Origin of the sequence: Rhodanobacter sp. Soil772 (assembly GCF_001428385.1) — a bacterium.
In the GTDB taxonomy this organism is placed as follows: domain Bacteria; phylum Pseudomonadota; class Gammaproteobacteria; order Xanthomonadales; family Rhodanobacteraceae; genus Rhodanobacter.
This window is the reverse complement of the sequence record NZ_LMSK01000001.1, coordinates 1,055,898-1,071,040: the sequence shown is the minus strand read 5'-3', so window position 1 is coordinate 1,071,040 and position 15,143 is coordinate 1,055,898. Positions and strand designations below refer to the sequence as shown.

The window sequence follows — 15,143 nt, the reverse complement described above, 5'->3', positions numbered from 1 at the left end:
ATGAAAAAGCTTCTCGTCGCCCTCGTGCTCACCGGTGCGCTGATCGCCATTTCCGCCATGGCTGCCGCCCGGCAAATAGGCTCTCTGGCTTCGCCCGGGTTGCTGAAACACGTGAAGGTCGGCGACAAGGTGCGGTTCACCCTGCGCCCGGCCGGCATGGCCAGCACGGTGACGTCGATCGCAGTGTTGCCGTAAACAGGTGGGCGTGCACCTGCACGAGCAGGCGCGCACTAGGCCTGTCGCAGAAAATCCAGTGTCGGGCAGTGTCCGCCACGCGGAGTGTGTACGCAGTCGTCGGCGAGCTGTACCAGCTCCTGCTCCAGACGCTTCAGGTCCTCCAGCTTGCGGCGCACATCGAGGAGCTTGTGCTCGGTCAGTTGGCGGGTCTGTGCGCAGGCCCGCTGACCCTTGAGTTGCAGCAGTCCGGCAATCTCCTCCAGCGTGAAGCCCATGGTCTTGGCGCGGCGGATGAACTGCAGACGCGCCACGTCCGGCGGCCCGTAGCGACGCACGCCGCCCAGCGGCCGCGCGGGCTCATGCAGCAGGCCCACACGCTGGTAATAGCGCACGGTTTCGACGTGCACGTCGGCGGCCAGGGCCAGTCGGCCAATGGTGAGTGCGGCAGCCATGCTTGACTCCGTAGTCGGGTACGGAAGTTAGTATGCGCCCATGACTACGCTGCCGGCCAAATCGTCGCTGCCTGCCGTGATCGTTGCGCTGCTCGCCGCGATCGGCGCCTCCGTGTGTTGTGTGGTGCCGCTGTTGCTGGTGTTGCTGGGCATCAGTGGCGCGTGGATCGCCCAGCTCACCGCGCTCGATCCCTGGCGCCCATGGTTCATTGCGGCCACGCTGCTTTGCCTGGGCCTGGCGTTCTGGACGCTGTATGGCCCCTCGTCGCGTTGCCGCACCGAGGGCGTCTGTGTCGAACCCTCCGTCTTGCGTCGGCGCCGGTTCTGGCTGTGGGTAGCCACGGTATTGATCGTGCTTTTGTTGCTGTTTCCCTATGTCGTGGGCTGGTTTTTGTAGGAGACGAACGATGCGTCAGTGGATATGTGCAATGAGCGCCATCCTGTGGCTGGGCGTGGCTCATGCGGCAACGCCCACTACGGCGGTGTTGCATGCGGCGAACATGACCTGTCCGACCTGCAGCATCACGATCGAGAAGGCGTTGAGCCGCGTGCCCGGCGTGACGCGCACGGAGATCGACCTCAAGGCCGGCACGGTCACCGTGGCGTTCGATGCGGATCGCACCACGCAGCCGGTGTTGGCGCGCACGATTACCGAGGCGGGTTTCCCGGTCACGGACGAAGCCCATGGCGGCTGAACTCATCCTGCGCAGCACGCTGATCTGTCCGCATTGCGGTCATCAGGTCACCGAGACCATGCCGACTGACGCCTGCCAGTTTTTCTACGACTGTCCCGGCTGCGGCAAATTGTTGCAGCCCAAGCCGGGCGACTGCTGCGTGTTCTGTTCCTGGGGCAGCGTGCCGTGCCCGCCGATCCAGCAGCAGAAGGCCTGTTGCGGTTGATGATCGGGCCGCGGGCGCCGGGTGAACGGCGAGTGTCGCTTCACGTCCCCGGTTGCCTTTGCCGCTCGCCCTGCGCATAGTTGGCCGGCCATGCCAGCCTTTCGCATCCTCCGCCGCTTGCCGCAGCACCACCCCGTCGTGGTGCGTGGGGTGCTGCTGCTCCTGCTGGCGATCGTGACCTTTGCCTCGATGCCGAAATGGATCGTGCACGGCCATGACGGTGCGCACGAAACGGCTCCTTCGCTCGCCATCGGCACGTCCGCCGACCATCATCACAACGATGCCGGCGAACCGATCGTGCCGCTTCCGGACGGGTCGCACGTCCATGCGCATTACCTGGCCGGGGCGACGGCGACGTTGCCGGCGACGCTCACCGGCCTGTGTCAGCTGGCACCGCCGGGCGACGCATGCCCGCCCTGGCAAGATGCGTCGATAGCCGGCGGTTCACTGACGCGCCTGCACCGCCCTCCCATCGTCTGACGGCAACGTCCCGACGGCCGCATTGCGGCCTGAAATCGTTGACTGTGCATTCGATGGGAGAACGTCGTGCTTTCTTTACGTTGTTGGTGCCTCCTGCTATTGGCAGGCGGATTTGGCATGCCTGCGGTCGCGGGCGAGGCCCTTTCGCTGCCGCAGGCGGTAACCCGTGCGCTTGCGCACAACCCGGCCATCCGCGCCGGTGACCGGACGGTCGTCGCTGCCGAACGGCAGGCGGATATTGCCGGGCTGGCGCCACCCTGGGTGGTGGGGGCGGATGTGGAAAATCTGGGCGGTACCGGATCGGTAGCCGGCGTCCAGGCTGCGGAAACCACGGTGCGGCTGGGCCGTGTCCTCGAACGGGGCGGCAAGCGCGACGCACGCCGGGCGGTGGGCGCCATCGACGTCGAGCGGTCGCGCAATGCGCTGGACCAGACCCGCCTGGAACTGGCCACCGAGACGGCCAGGCGCTTCGTCGAAGTGCTCGCCGATCAGGCGCGCACCACCGTGGCAGCGCAGGATCTCGCCCTCGCGCACGAGCTGACCGCGACCGTGCGCCGCTGGGTGCAGGCCGGTCGCAGTCCGGAATCGGACCTCAGCCTGATGCAGATCGCCGAGGAACGAGCTGATATCGAGGTGGAGCACGCGGCGCACGAGCTGGCCAGCGCCAGGGTTTCGCTCGCTGCCTTGTGGAATACCGTCGAGCCCGATTTCGATACGGCCGCCGGCGATCTGTTCGAGCTGCCGGCGGCACCGCCGTATGAAACCCTGGTGGCGCGCTTGCCCGAAAACCCGACCTTGCGCGGCCTCGTTCTGGACACGCGCGCAGCGCAGGCGCGCGAGCGCGTGGCCGCTGCCAGCGCCAAGCCGGATGTCAGCGTGCACGTCGGCGTGCGGCGGCTGTCTGCATTCAACGACACGGCGCTGATTGCCGGGGTCTCGCTGTCGCTGGGCAGCGCCGGGCGCTCGGCGCTGAGCGTGGCCCAGTCCGTGGCCGAGACCGAGGCGGCCGATGCGCGCGCGCAGGCGCAGCAGATGGACGTGCGCCAGCGGCTGTTCACGGCGTACCAGGAGCTGGTCCACGCGCGCACCGCCTTCGAAGCGCATCGCGACCGCATGATTCCGAAAGCCGAGACCGCACTGGCGTTGACCCGCAAGGGTTTCGAGGCCGGGCGCTTCAGCTTCGTCGCGCTGTCGCAGGCCCAGCGCACGCTGCTCGAACTGCGCAACGCGCAGATCGACGCGGCCGTCCGTTACCACACCTTGTTGACCGACATCGAACGGATGACGGTCACTGCCGGAGTTCCATCCCCATGAAAACCGCTCACCTCAAGCGCGCCGCACTGGCGCTGCTGATCCTCGCTTCCCTTGCTCTCGGCGCCTGCAGCGACCGCGCTGCGCAGGCACCGGCCGAAGGCGAACACGCGGCGGCCGACGCGTTCGAGCGCGGCCCGCACAACGGCCGCCTGCTGCGCGACGGTTCGTTCGCGCTCGAAGTCACCGTCTACGAAGCCGGCGTGCCGCCGGAGTTCCGTCTGTACGGCTATCGCGACGGCAAGCCGTTGCCGCCGGGCGTGCTGCAACCGGTGGTCGAGGTCAGACGTCTGGACGGCGAAACCACCCGGTTCACGTTCCGGCCCGAAGGCGACGCGCTGATCGCCAACGGCACGGTGGTCGAGCCGCATTCGTTCGACGTCAAGGTCAGCGCCGCCTACGACGGCAAGACACACGCGTGGACCTACGCCTCGTACGAAGGGCGCGTCACGATCCCCGCCGCGACCGCGGCGACTGCGGGCGTGAAGACTGCTGTCGCCGGCCCGGCCACGATCCGCAACGCGCTGCCGCTGATGGGGCGCGTGGCGATCGACCGCAGTCGCCAGGCCACGGTGCGCGCCCGCTTCCCGGGCATCGTCCGCAGCGTGGCGGTGAATCTGGGCGATCGCGTGCGACGCGGGCAGACGCTGGCCACGGTGGAAGGCAACGACAGCATGCGCAGCTATGCCGTCACCGCGCCGCTGGATGGCGTGGTGCTGGCGCGCAACACGAATGTCGGCGACGTCGCCGGCGAGGCGCCGCTGTTCGAGATCGCGGACCTGTCCTCGGTCTGGATCGAACTCCATGCGGTCGGGCGCGACGCCGACCGCCTGCGGCCGGGACAAACGGTGAACGTGCGCCCGGCCAGCGGCGGCGAAGCGTTGGCGACCCGTATCGACGCCCTGGTGCCGGTGACCAACGCGGGCATGAGTGTGGTGGCCCGTGCGCGGATTCCCAATCGGGACGATGCCTGGCGCCCGGGCATGGCGGTGGCCGGCGAGGTCGTCGTCGCCCGGCGCGACGTGCCGCTGGCGGTGAAGATCTCGGGCCTGCAGCGCTTTCGCGACTTCACCGTGGTGTTCGCCAAGGTCGGCGACACCTACGAGGTGCGCATGCTTGAGCTGGGCGATCGCGACGACGCTTCGGCCGAGGTGCTCGGCGGTCTCAAGCCCGGCACGGCCTACGTGAGCGAGCAGAGTTTCCTCATCCGCGCGGACATCGAGAAGTCCGGCGCCAGCCACGACCACTGAGGACGCCCGCATGCTTGAACGACTTGTACGTGCCGCGATCGCGCACCGCCTGCTGGTGCTCGTGCTGGCCCTGGGGCTGGGCGCGCTGGGCGTCTGGAACTATTCGAAGTTGCCGATCGACGCCGTGCCCGACATCACCAATGTCCAGGTGCAGATCAACACCGAAGCGCCCGGCTATTCGCCGCTGGAAGCGGAGCAACGCCTGAGCTATCCGATCGAGACCGCGCTGGCCGGCCTGCCGCATCTGCAGCAGACGCGCTCGATTGCCCGTTACGGATTGTCCCAGATCACCGCGGTGTTCGAGGACGGTACCGATGTGTATTTCGCACGGCAGCAAGTGGCCGAGCGGCTGAAGGAAGTCAGTGCGCAATTGCCGGCAGGCATGCAGCCGACGCTGGGGCCGGTGACCACCGGCCTGGGCGAGATTTTCATGTACGTGGTCGAGGCCGCCCCCGGCACGCGGCGTGCCGACGGCGGGTCGTGGACGCCGACGGATCTGCGTTCGCTGCAGGATTGGGTGATCCGGCCGCAGCTGCGCAACCTTGCCGGGGTTACCGAGGTGAACACGATCGGCGGCTTCGTGCGCCAGTTCCACGTCACCCCCGACCCGGCCCGGCTGGCCGCCTACGGGGTGAGCCTGGTCGACGTGCAACAGGCGCTGGAACGCAACAATGCGAATGTCGGCGCCGGTTACATCGAGCGCTTCGGCGAGCAGTACCTGATCCGCGTGCCCGGGCAGATCGCCGACCTCGATGGCTTGCGCGAGGTCGTGGTCAAGCAGCGAAGCGGCGTGGCGTTGCGTGTGCGCGACGTGGCCGAAGTCGCCGAGGGCGAGGAACTGCGTACCGGTGCGGCGACCGAGAACGGCCACGAGGCGGTGCTTGGCACCGTGTTCATGCTGGTCGGCGAGAACAGCCGCATCGTGGCCCGGCGGGTCGCGGCCGAGCTGCAGGACATCAACCGAAGCCTGCCTGCCGGGGTCAGCGCACGCGCGGTCTACGACCGCACGCAGCTGGTCGATCGGGCCATCGCCACGGTGCGGAAGAACCTGGTCGAAGGCGCGCTGCTGGTGATCGTGGTGCTGTTCCTGCTGCTGGGCAACCTGCGTGCGGCGCTGATCACCGCGGTGGTCATTCCGTTGACCATGCTGATGACGATCAGCGGCATGGTCGGCAACGGCATTTCCGGCAACCTGATGAGCCTGGGCGCACTCGACTTCGGCCTGATCGTCGATGGCGCGGTGATCATCGTGGAGAACTGCCTGCGCCGCTTCGGCGAGGCGCAGCATCGGCTGGGCCGCATGTTGCGCCGGGACGAGCGTTTCGCGCTGGCGGCCAGCGCCACCACCGAAGTCATCAAGCCGAGCCTGTTCGGCCTGTTCGTCATCGCCGCCGTGTACCTGCCGATCTTCAGCCTCGCGGGGGTCGAGGGAAAGATGTTCCATCCGATGGCGTTCACCGTGGTGATCGCGATCACCGCCGCGATGGCCCTGTCGCTGACCTTCGTGCCTGCGGCGGTGGCGATGTTCATGACCGGCCGCGTGGCCGAGAAGGAGAACCGCGTGATGCTCGCTTTCCGCCGTGTCTACGCGCCGCTGCTGGAGCGGGTGATCGCGTGGCGGGTGGCGGTGGTCGCCGCGGCGGCCGTGCTGGTGGTCGCCACCGGGCTGCTGGCCGGCCGGCTCGGGGCCGAGTTCATCCCCGACCTGGACGAGGGCGACATCGCCCTGCATGCGCTGCGCATCCCCGGTACCGGCCTGACCCAGGCGATCGGCATGCAGCAGCAGCTGGAAGCGCGCATCAGGCAATTTCCCGAGGTCAGCCACGTGTTCGCCAAGCTGGGTACGGCCGAGGTGGCGACGGACCCGATGCCGCCGTCGGTCGCCGATACCTTCATCATGATGAAGGAGCGCAAGGACTGGCCCGACCCGCGCAAGCCCAAGGCCGAGCTGATCCGCGAGATGGATGCGGCGGTGCGCGCGATACCCGGCAACAACTACGAATTCACCCAGCCGGTGCAGATGCGCATGAACGAGCTGATCGCCGGCGTGCGCGCGGAAGTGGCGATCAAGGTCTTCGGCGACGACCTCGACACGCTGGTGAACCTGGGCGAGCGGGTGGAGCAGGTCGCCGCCGGCGTGGCCGGGGCGGCCGACGTCAAGCTGGAGCCATCCACCGGCTTGCCGTTGTTGACGATCCAGCCCGACCGCATCGCGCTGGCGCGCTATGGCCTGTCGGTCGCCGACGTGCAGGACACGGTGTCCATCGCGTTGGGCGGCGGTCCCGCCGGCCAGGTGTTCGAGGGCGACCGGCGCATCGACATCGTGGTGCGCCTGCCGGAGGCGCAGCGCAGCCGGCTGGAGGCGTTGGGCGCCTTGCCGATACCGCTGCCGGCACGCGATGACCCGTCCGCCCCCACCACGGTGCCGCTGGGCGAGGTGGCGCGCATCGAGTTGTCCACCGGGCCGAACCAGATCAGCCGCGAAAGCGGCAAGCGGCGGGTGGTGATCACCGCCAACGTGCGCGACCGCGACCTGGGTTCGTTCGTGGACGAGTTGCGCGACGCCGTGGCCGCCGAGGTCGTCCTGCCGCAGGGCTACTGGATCAACTACGGCGGCACCTTCGAACAGCTGATGTCGGCGAGCCAGCGCCTGCAGGTCGTGGTGCCGGTCGTGTTGCTGCTGATCTTCGGCCTGCTGTTCATGGCGTTCGGTTCGGCCCGGGATGCCGCGGTGATCTTCAGCGGCGTGCCGCTGGCGCTGACCGGCGGCGTGCTGGCGCTGTGGCTGCGCGGCATACCGTTCTCCATTTCCGCCGGCGTGGGCTTCATCGCGCTGTCGGGCGTGGCGGTGCTCAACGGCGTGGTGCTGGTGTCGTTCATCCGCCGTCTGCTCGACGAAGGCCGTGACCTGGACGGCGCCATCGTCGAAGGTGCGCTGACCCGCCTGCGGCCGGTGCTGGTGACCGCACTGGTGGCGTCGCTGGGCTTCGTGCCGATGGCGTTGAACGTGGGTACCGGCGCCGAGGTGCAACGCCCGCTGGCCACGGTGGTGATCGGCGGGATCCTGTCCTCGACGTTGCTGACCCTGCTGGTGCTGCCGGCGCTGTACCGGTGGGTGCACGGCGCCGGCAAGGCGCGCCGGCTGGCTTCAGCCGGCTGAAGAAGCCATCGGCCACCCGAGCGGGTGGCCGATGGCCTGGGCACGTTTCAGCGGGTGCTGCGTGCGGCGTCGCGCAGAACGCCGAACCCGGAGCGCAGCAACAGCACGGCCAGCCCGAGGGCGACGAGCCGGTCGGGCCAGGCGGCGTCGAACGCCCACACGCCGGCAGCGGCGAGCAGCACCGACAGGTTCGCGGCCACGTCGTTGCGCGAGCAGATCCAGACCGACGACATGTTGAGGTCGTCGTCGCGGTGCCGGTACAGAAGCAGCAGGCACAGGCCATTGGCGAACAGGCCCAGCAGGCTGAACGCGCCCATCCACGCAAACAGCGGTTCGGCCGGGTGCCACGCGCGCCAGCCCAACTGCGCCAGCACGAGCAGCCCGGCCGTCACGATCAGGCCGCCCTTGATGCGCGCGACCTGCGTCTTGGCGTGCACGCTGCGGCCGACGGCCCACAGGCTGGCCAGATAGGTCAGCGCGTCGCCCAGGTAATCGAAGCTGTCCGACAGCAGCGCCGAGGAGCGTGCCTGCATGGCGGCCACGATCATGATTGCGAAGGCGGCGGCGTTGATGACGAGCACGGTCTTCAGCACGCCACGCTGGCGCAGCGCCAGTTGCGCGGCCGCGGCGCCGCAGCATTCGTCGCAATTGGCCATCAGCGCGTGTCTCCCATGGTGTCAGCGGACGTCCGCCGGAACAGGGCGTAGACGAACTGCTGGGTGGTGTCGAACGGAGTCGCGTGGAACTCCAGCGTGCTGTCGAGCAGCGTGAAGCCGTCGCCGAGTGCGCGGGCAAGTTCCCCGGCATCGTAGCGAACCGTATCCAGCCCGCTGCATTTCAGCGGGCCCTGCGGACCGAACGTGGCCAGTACCGCGTGGCCGCCCGGCTTCAGCGCACGGGTCAGTTGCTGCAGGTAGTGCGCGCGTTGCTCCGCCTCGGTCAGGAAGTGGAACACGGCGCGGTCGTGCCACAGGTCGTAGCGTGCTTCCTGCAGCGGCGCGTCGAGCAGGTCGGCCGCAAGCCAGGTCACCGTATCCGCCGCTTCGCCCAGGCGTTCGCGGGCAACATGCAGGGCCGCCGCGGAAATGTCGAGCACGCTGAGGTCGCGGTAGCCGCGCTCGAGCAGGTCGTCGACCAGGGTCGATGCGCCGCCGCCGACGTCGAGCACGGCGGCGCCGCGGTCGGGTGCGGCGCGCTCGATCAGCGCCAGCGAGGTATCCAGATGCGGGCGGTACCAGCTGACCGCATCCGGCGCCTTGGTCCGGTAGACCGTTTCCCAGTGCTGCTGCTTGTCGGTCATGGCGGGCCCTCAAGAGTGCCGGTGGCGATGATGGATATCCGGATAATGCGGATGGCTGTGCACGAGCGGTTCGTGCACGTGCGGGTGCGTGTGGGGTTCCTTGCCGTCCCACGGGAAGTCGTGAGCGTGCTGGTGATGTTCGTCGTGGTAGTGGCGATGATTGTGCGCCAACGCCTCGTGCGCGTGTTCGTGTGCGTGCCGCTCGCTGACGTGCAGCCACACGCCGAGCGCCATCAACGCGCCGGCCAGCCAGAACGTGAGGTGCGGGTGTTCGGCGATCAGCAACAGCGACAGGCCGGCACCGACAAACGGCGCGGTGGAGAAGTACGCGCCGGTGCGCGCCGTGCCCAGGCTGCGCAGGGCGAGCACGAACAGCACCAGGCTCAGGCCGTAGCCGACGAAACCGAGCAGGCCGGTGGCCAGGAGGGGCAGTGCCGGTGGGAAGCGGTAGCCCATGACGAGCGCGAGAGTGAGGGTGATGGCGCCGGCCGCGCCACCCTTGATCGCCGCGATCTGCACCGGGTCACCGCCGGCGACGGGCCGGGTCAAGTTGTTGTCGATGGCCCAGCACAGGCATGCGCCGGCGATCGCCAGCGCGCCCCACGGAACGTCGCTGCCAGCTTGGCGCTGCCAGGAAAGCAGCACGCTGCCGGCGACGATCGCCAGCATGCCGAGAAGCACGCGCCGGTCCACGTTTTCGCGAAACACCACCCAGGCGAGCACGGCGGTCAGCACGCTTTCCAGGTTCAGCAGCAACGAGGCGGTCGATGCCGGTGTTTGCGCCAGCCCCAGCATCAGCAGGATCGGGCCCAGCACGCCGCCGAACAGCACCGCACCCGCGAGCCACGGCGCGTCCCGACGCACCAGCGGTGCCTCGGTCGCTGGCTGGCGGCGCATCCTGCGCAGCAGCATCCACAGCGACAGGCCCAGCCCTGAGCCGGCATACAGCAGCCCGGCCAACAGCAGCGGAGGCATCGTGCCCACCAGCAGCTTGGCCAGCGGCGTGCTCAGGCCGAACAAGGCCGCTGCCGCCAGTGCCTGCAGGATGCCGCGGGTGTGATCGTGCTTCGCTGTCGTCATGAATTCCACTCCCGGGCGGTTCGACGCTGGCGGCGCGTGCTGCGGTTGCCCGAACACACGAGGCTTGGTCAGTCGACCATGCTGTGGCTTTCGGCGGTGCCGAGCAGTTCGGGTTGCGTGGCGGTACGCGCCCGCCGGTTCAGCAGCGGGTGCATGAACACCGCGGCCAGGATCACCGCCACGCCGGCATAGAACCAGCCGTCCAGCTCATGCTGCTCGCCCAGCAGCACGATCGCCAGCATGATCGCGTAGACCGGTTCCAGGTTGGTCACCATCTGCGTGCCGAACGCGCTCATGTGGCGCAGCGCCACCAGCGCCAGCGCAAACGGCAGCAGGGTGCAGCCGAACGACAGCGCCAGCAGCAACAGCGCATCGTGCGTGCCCGGCAGCATGAACGCCGGGCCGGCATGCGGAATGAGCGGCGCGAGCAGGGTGAGGAAGACGGTGCCGGTGCCCAGCTCGATGAAGGTCACCGTGAGCGGGTCGCCATGCTCGACCAGCCGCTTGTTGAGCGAACCGAAGAACGCCACGAACAGCGCCGACAGTACGCCCACCGCGATGCCCAGGCGCATGTCGTGCGGCACGCCGCCCACCACCATCACCACGCCCGGCACCACCGCCACGCCGATCAGCAGCTCGCGCGGATCGAACTTGCGCTTGGCGATCCACGGCTCGATGAAGGCCAGGAACACCGGCCCCAGCGCGATGCAGGTGGCGCCGACTGAGGCGTTCGACAACTTGATCGCCGCATAGAAACTCAGCCAGTGCAGCGACACCAGCACGCCGATGCCGGCGTACGCCCAGATCAGCCGCGCCGGCATCGCGCGCAAGCCGCGCCAGACCCGCGGAATCAGCAGCAGCGCCACCACCACCAGCAACATGCGCCACCACACCAGCGGCAGCGCGGGCAGCGTGATCAACTTGCCGAGAATCGCGGTGAAGCCCCACAGCAACACGCAGAAATGAATCTGCAGACGGGCCTGGTTGACGGGTTGCATGGGGAATTCGCACGAAGAGGAGTGCCGGCATTCTAGCGCCGGCCACCGTGTGCGACGTGCCCGGTGCCTACTTCTTCGCCGCCGGCTTGCTTGCCGGCATCATCGTGCCGGAGCTGCGCAGCTGCTGCAGCACGGTGCGGCAGGTGTTGTCGCCGGCGTCGCCGTGGCTGGGCGCGACCAGGGCGAGCAGGGCGGCGGCCGGGGCGGCGACCACGCCCAGCGCGACCGCGCCGGCGCCGCGTGCCAGCAGCGGGCCGGCCTGCACGCCGACGTTCGGGTTCTTCAGCGTGCCGCGGATGTACAGCGGCGAGCGCAGCGAGAACACGCGGAAGCCCTTGGTGTGCGGTTTCACGTCCAGGTCGAGTTTCTCGCTGGCGAAGTTCACCGTGCCGGTCACGTTGACTACCGCGTCGTCGGTGTCGAACACGAACAGGCGCATGTCGAACAGGCCGTTGCTGGCGGCCATGTCGGCGGCGGCGCAGTTGATCTGCACGGTCTTGTCGCCGAACAGCTTGCCGATCACGATGTTGCCGACGTTGAGGCCGGCGGTTTCCAGCAGGGTCTTGCTGATCGCGCCATCGTTCATCAGCAGCTTCAGCTCGCCGTTCGCGCTGCCGAGCAGGGCGGCGATGGAGTTGCCTTGCGCATCGAGCGCGGCGTCGCCGTTGATCTCGCCGAAGCTGGTGCGCATCGGCTCGAAAGTCGGGAACAGCTGCTTGAGCTTGAGGTGGCGCGCGTCGAGTTTCAGCACGCCGCGCATCGGCGCCCGGCTGCCGTCGAGGGTGATGTTGCTGCGCACGGTGCCGCCGGCCAGCCCGAAGCTCAGCGGGTCCAGATACAGGGCGCCGTTGTTCAGGACCAGGTGGGTGCTGAGCGAATCGATCGGCAGCGCCGCGCCGCGCACGATGCGCGCGCCGGTGAAGGTCACGTCCGCATCCATCGCTTGCCAGCGGTCGGTGCGGAACGGTTCGACCGGCAGCAGTTTGTCGGCGGGTTGCGGCGTGGCGTCGCCGCGCTGCTTTTTCTCGGCGTTGGCATCGGCGCCGATCAGCGGGGCCAAGTCGGCGATTTGCAGCAGCTTCGAGTGCACGTCGCCGCTCAACTTGGGACGCTTGCCGCCGGTGACGAACACCAGGTTGCCAGCCAGGTCGCTACCGCCGACGCGGCCGCGGAAGTCCTGGTAGCTGTAGCGGCTGCCGCCGCGGTGCAGTTCGGCCTTCAGGTGGCCTTCGGTCGCGTACGGCGGGGTGTCGGGCAGGGTGATGCCGGTGATCGGATACAGCCTGGCCATGCTGGAGCCGGAGAACCACAGGCGTACGTCGAGTGCGCCCAAGTGCAGCGGATCGGTCAGCGTGCCGACCAGGGCGATGCGGCTGTCGCCGATGCGCACGTCGGCTTGCAGCGGGAACGGCGTGGTCGTGTCCTGCAATGCCAGCACGGCGCCGGTCTTGCCGTGCCCTTTGAGCGGGCTGCCCTGGTAGCTACCTTCGGCGGTCCAGCCGAACTGATAAGTCGTCGATGCGGTTGCCTGACCGATCTGGGCCGGTTTGGCGTCGCTGCCGGCCATGATCTTTTTCGCCGCGGTGCCGACCGTCTTGCCGACCTCCTCGCGCGCGGCTCTGGATTGCTGGGCCACGATCTGGTCGTACGGGATCGCCGCCTGCAGCGGTTCCACCACCAGCTTGAGCTTCACGCGGCTGGCCGCGTCGTCGAGCGTGAGCAGCCCCTGGTCGAAGCCGATCGTGCCCAGCTGCAGCTTCCAGGCGGAAGGCGCCGTGTTTTCCGGCAGCGTGAAATCCCAGCTGGCACGCCCCGATTTGTCGCGCTCGAGATCGGCGGTGGGATGCACCAGCTGCAGCGTGGGCACGTCGATGCGGTGCGCCAACAGCGGCAGCGGCGACAGCCGGAAACGCAGCGCATCGAGGTGGGCGAACTGCGGCTGCGCTGCCCAGTCCGGGTTGGCGATGCTGATGTCGCGCGCGGTGAACTCGGGCCACGGCAACCATGAGCCGGGCCAACTGCCGCCGCGGTCGCGCTGCCAGTCCACGGTCAGCTCGCCGTTGATCGCGAACGGTCGACCGATCGCCTGGCTGACCTTGTCGCCGATGAACGGCTTCATGCGGTTCCAGTCGAACGTGGCGACCACGATCAGCAGCACTGCGACCAACGCGAACAATATGCCCGCGATCCAGCTGAGTATTTTTCGGCTGCGTTGCATCCGTCACTCCTGCGGCGGTTGGCCCGCACGTCATCCGGACGCGCTGGGGCACCGGCCCAAGTGATAGCTGGAGAGATGCAAAGGTTTTGTGGTGATGGCCTGGTGCTTTCAGACCTCGTTCACGCGCAGTCGACAGGCGAACCCTGTTCGACGCGCCTCGGCTATCGGCCGCGGATCAAGCCGCGACCTGGTGGTCCGGTCGCCGGCTGATGCAGTAGACCGCCGCGGGCGGCAGGTTGAGCAGGGCGTTGCCGACCCGGCGGGCCTGCAGGTTCAGCCGCGCAAGCAGGGCCGGCGGCAGCGGGCAGCGCAGGCCGTAGGTGAACTGATAGAACATGCCGTCACTGTGCAACTGGCGCTCGAACACGCCCTGCACGATCGCGGCGACCTGGGCCGGCGGCATCGACAGCAGCGGCAGGCCGCTGACCACGGCACAGGCGCGTTCGTCGCCGAACAGCGACTCGGTATCGCCGAGCCGGGCGGCGTCCATGCGCAGGATGGTTGCCTCCGGATAGCGTCGGCTCAGCGCATCGGCGAAGTGCACATCGGCCTCGATCAGGGCCAGCCGATGCGGCGGCACGCCGCGCGCCAGCAGGGCGCGCGTCAACGCGCCGGTGCCGGGCCCCAGTTCGATCACCGGCCCGCCCAACGCACTGACGTGGCTGGTCATCAGCCGCGCCAGCGCAGCGCCGGACGGCGTCACCGCGCCGATGCCGCGCGGGTCGCGCAGCCAGGCGCGCAGGAAGGCCAGGGTGTCGTTCAACGGCATGTCACGGTTTCCGCAGTCGGCCAGAAGGGCAAGGTAACCGACGCGGGTGAACAAAATGTTCGCCGTGGCGTCGTGGCATCAATGCGCCGGCTTCGCCTCGCGTACCGGCACGTCGATGCCGCACAGGTCGACCTTGCCGGCCGGCTTGGGATAGAACGCGTTGCGGCCGTTGCGTTTCGCCTCGACCAGCGCGGCGAAGCTGGCGCTGTCGGTGCGCAGCACCTGGATCGCCGGGCGGTCTTTCGCCGGCATGTCGGCCGCCAGTCGCACCGATTCGATGGTGACGCGCTGAGCAGGATCGGCGTAGAAGCCCATCGGCTCCGGGCCGCGCGGCAGCCCGGACAGCAGCGGCATGCCCTCCAGCACGCGGCCGGCCACGGCGAGGTTGTGGTCCAGCCGGCGCGCCTGACCAATCACCGCGTACAGCGAGCTGCCGCTGCCGGTCTCTGGCGCCACGTCGCGCGCCACGCCGACCGTGCCGTAGCAGTGCGCCACCCACTCCTGCCCGCTGGCCGGGTCGCGCCCCACCGGAAAGCCTTCGCTGAAACCGACCTCGGGCGCGTACACGTCGCCATCCGGCAGCGCCGTCCACGCCAGCTTCGGGTCGATCGCACGGGTGAACTCCGGCGGCAGCGTCTTGCTGGCCTTGCCCAACGAACGGAGCTTGCTCTTGTCGCCGTTCTCGTCGTCGTTCGGGTCGCCCCACTGGGTGACGAAATTATCCTGCACGCGGATGATCGCCAGCCCGTCGAAGTAATGCGCACGCACCAGGGTGCGGATGTTTGCCGCGTGCAGCGGGGTGAAGTCCGGCGCCAATTCGATAACCACGCGCCCGGTCGGCAGCTGCATGAACAACAGGTTCTGCGGGTCCGGTGTGCGCCACTCGACCGGTGTGGATTTGGCCAGGATTTCCTTCGCCGTCGGCGTGGGCTTGTCCTGCTCGGCGGCGATGGAGGGAAGTGTCAGCAGGGCGCTGGTCAGCGCGAGTGCGGCGATGAGATGGCGGCGAAGCATGGAGTTCCCCTGTGCAACGGACTGGCAAAGACGC

At 68.6% G+C, this 15,143-nt stretch carries 16 protein-coding genes; 8 read left to right on the top strand and 8 right to left on the bottom strand.

What is annotated here, in order from left to right:
- Entirely contained in the window at positions 1–195 is a 195-nt protein-coding gene (locus tag ASG75_RS16610) for a copper-binding protein (RefSeq protein WP_056386291.1), read from the top strand.
- A 35-nt stretch (positions 196–230) separates the two neighbouring features.
- On the opposite strand, the gene ASG75_RS05065 is transcribed toward ASG75_RS16610, so the two are convergent.
- A complete protein-coding gene (locus tag ASG75_RS05065) occupies positions 231–629 on the bottom strand; it encodes a MerR family DNA-binding protein (protein ID WP_056386289.1) in 399 nt (132 codons plus the stop codon).
- A 40-nt stretch (positions 630–669) separates the two neighbouring features.
- On the opposite strand from ASG75_RS05065, the gene ASG75_RS05060 reads away from it, so the two are divergent.
- The 7 genes from ASG75_RS05060 to ASG75_RS05030 all read left to right on the top strand — a co-directional run bounded on the left by ASG75_RS05060 (position 670) and on the right by ASG75_RS05030 (position 7,730).
- Positions 670–1,026: a mercuric transporter MerT family protein gene (locus ASG75_RS05060; protein WP_056386287.1), complete on the top strand. Its 357-nt coding sequence runs from the start codon at positions 670–672 to the stop codon at positions 1,024–1,026.
- A gap of 31 nt (positions 1,027–1,057) precedes the next feature.
- Positions 1,058–1,324, top strand: coding sequence for a heavy-metal-associated domain-containing protein (locus ASG75_RS05055; protein WP_056386286.1), 267 nt, complete (start codon positions 1,058–1,060; stop codon positions 1,322–1,324).
- Positions 1,314–1,529 (top strand): GDCCVxC domain-containing (seleno)protein, encoded by a 216-nt coding sequence (locus tag ASG75_RS05050; protein WP_056386283.1) that lies wholly within the window; start codon positions 1,314–1,316, stop codon positions 1,527–1,529. The genes ASG75_RS05055 and ASG75_RS05050 overlap by 11 nt, the downstream gene beginning before the upstream one ends.
- A gap of 90 nt (positions 1,530–1,619) precedes the next feature.
- Positions 1,620–2,009 (top strand): hypothetical protein, encoded by a 390-nt coding sequence (locus tag ASG75_RS05045; protein ID WP_157616895.1) that lies wholly within the window; start codon positions 1,620–1,622, stop codon positions 2,007–2,009.
- A gap of 117 nt (positions 2,010–2,126) precedes the next feature.
- Positions 2,127–3,323, top strand: coding sequence for a TolC family protein (locus ASG75_RS05040; protein ID WP_056386279.1), 1,197 nt, complete (start codon positions 2,127–2,129; stop codon positions 3,321–3,323).
- A complete protein-coding gene (locus ASG75_RS05035) occupies positions 3,320–4,570 on the top strand; it encodes an efflux RND transporter periplasmic adaptor subunit (protein ID WP_056386277.1) in 1,251 nt (416 codons plus the stop codon). The genes ASG75_RS05040 and ASG75_RS05035 overlap by 4 nt, the downstream gene beginning before the upstream one ends.
- 10 nt (positions 4,571–4,580) lie before the next feature.
- Complete coding sequence (locus tag ASG75_RS05030; RefSeq protein ID WP_056386275.1) at positions 4,581–7,730, top strand: CusA/CzcA family heavy metal efflux RND transporter; 3,150 nt, start codon at positions 4,581–4,583, stop codon at positions 7,728–7,730.
- Between the two features lie 47 nt (positions 7,731–7,777).
- Here the strand turns inward: ASG75_RS05030 and ASG75_RS05025 are convergent, their stop codons facing one another.
- The 7 genes from ASG75_RS05025 to ASG75_RS04995 form a co-directional block, all read right to left on the bottom strand.
- A complete protein-coding gene (locus ASG75_RS05025) occupies positions 7,778–8,386 on the bottom strand; it encodes a cation transporter (protein WP_056386273.1) in 609 nt (202 codons plus the stop codon).
- The gene (locus ASG75_RS05020; RefSeq protein ID WP_056386271.1) at positions 8,386–9,030 is read right to left on the bottom strand and encodes a class I SAM-dependent methyltransferase; all 645 of its coding nucleotides are present in this window, start codon (positions 9,028–9,030) and stop codon (positions 8,386–8,388) included. The genes ASG75_RS05025 and ASG75_RS05020 overlap by 1 nt, the downstream gene beginning before the upstream one ends.
- A gap of 9 nt (positions 9,031–9,039) precedes the next feature.
- A complete protein-coding gene (locus ASG75_RS05015; RefSeq protein WP_056387040.1) occupies positions 9,040–10,110 on the bottom strand; it encodes a DMT family transporter in 1,071 nt (356 codons plus the stop codon).
- A 68-nt stretch (positions 10,111–10,178) separates the two neighbouring features.
- On the bottom strand, positions 10,179–11,108 hold the full coding sequence (locus ASG75_RS05010) for a DMT family transporter (RefSeq protein ID WP_056386269.1): 930 nt from the start codon (positions 11,106–11,108) through the stop codon (positions 10,179–10,181).
- A 67-nt stretch (positions 11,109–11,175) separates the two neighbouring features.
- Positions 11,176–13,326 carry an AsmA family protein gene (locus ASG75_RS05005; RefSeq protein WP_056386268.1) on the bottom strand — a complete coding sequence of 717 codons (2,151 nt, stop codon included), beginning with the start codon at positions 13,324–13,326 and terminating at the stop codon, positions 11,176–11,178.
- 175 nt (positions 13,327–13,501) lie between these two features.
- On the bottom strand, positions 13,502–14,095 hold the full coding sequence (locus ASG75_RS05000) for a phospholipid methyltransferase (RefSeq protein ID WP_056386266.1): 594 nt from the start codon (positions 14,093–14,095) through the stop codon (positions 13,502–13,504).
- A 78-nt stretch (positions 14,096–14,173) separates the two neighbouring features.
- Positions 14,174–15,109, bottom strand: a complete 936-nt coding sequence (locus ASG75_RS04995; RefSeq protein ID WP_056386264.1) for a peptidylprolyl isomerase — start codon at positions 15,107–15,109, stop codon at positions 14,174–14,176.
- Between the last annotated feature and the right edge of the window lie 34 nt (positions 15,110–15,143).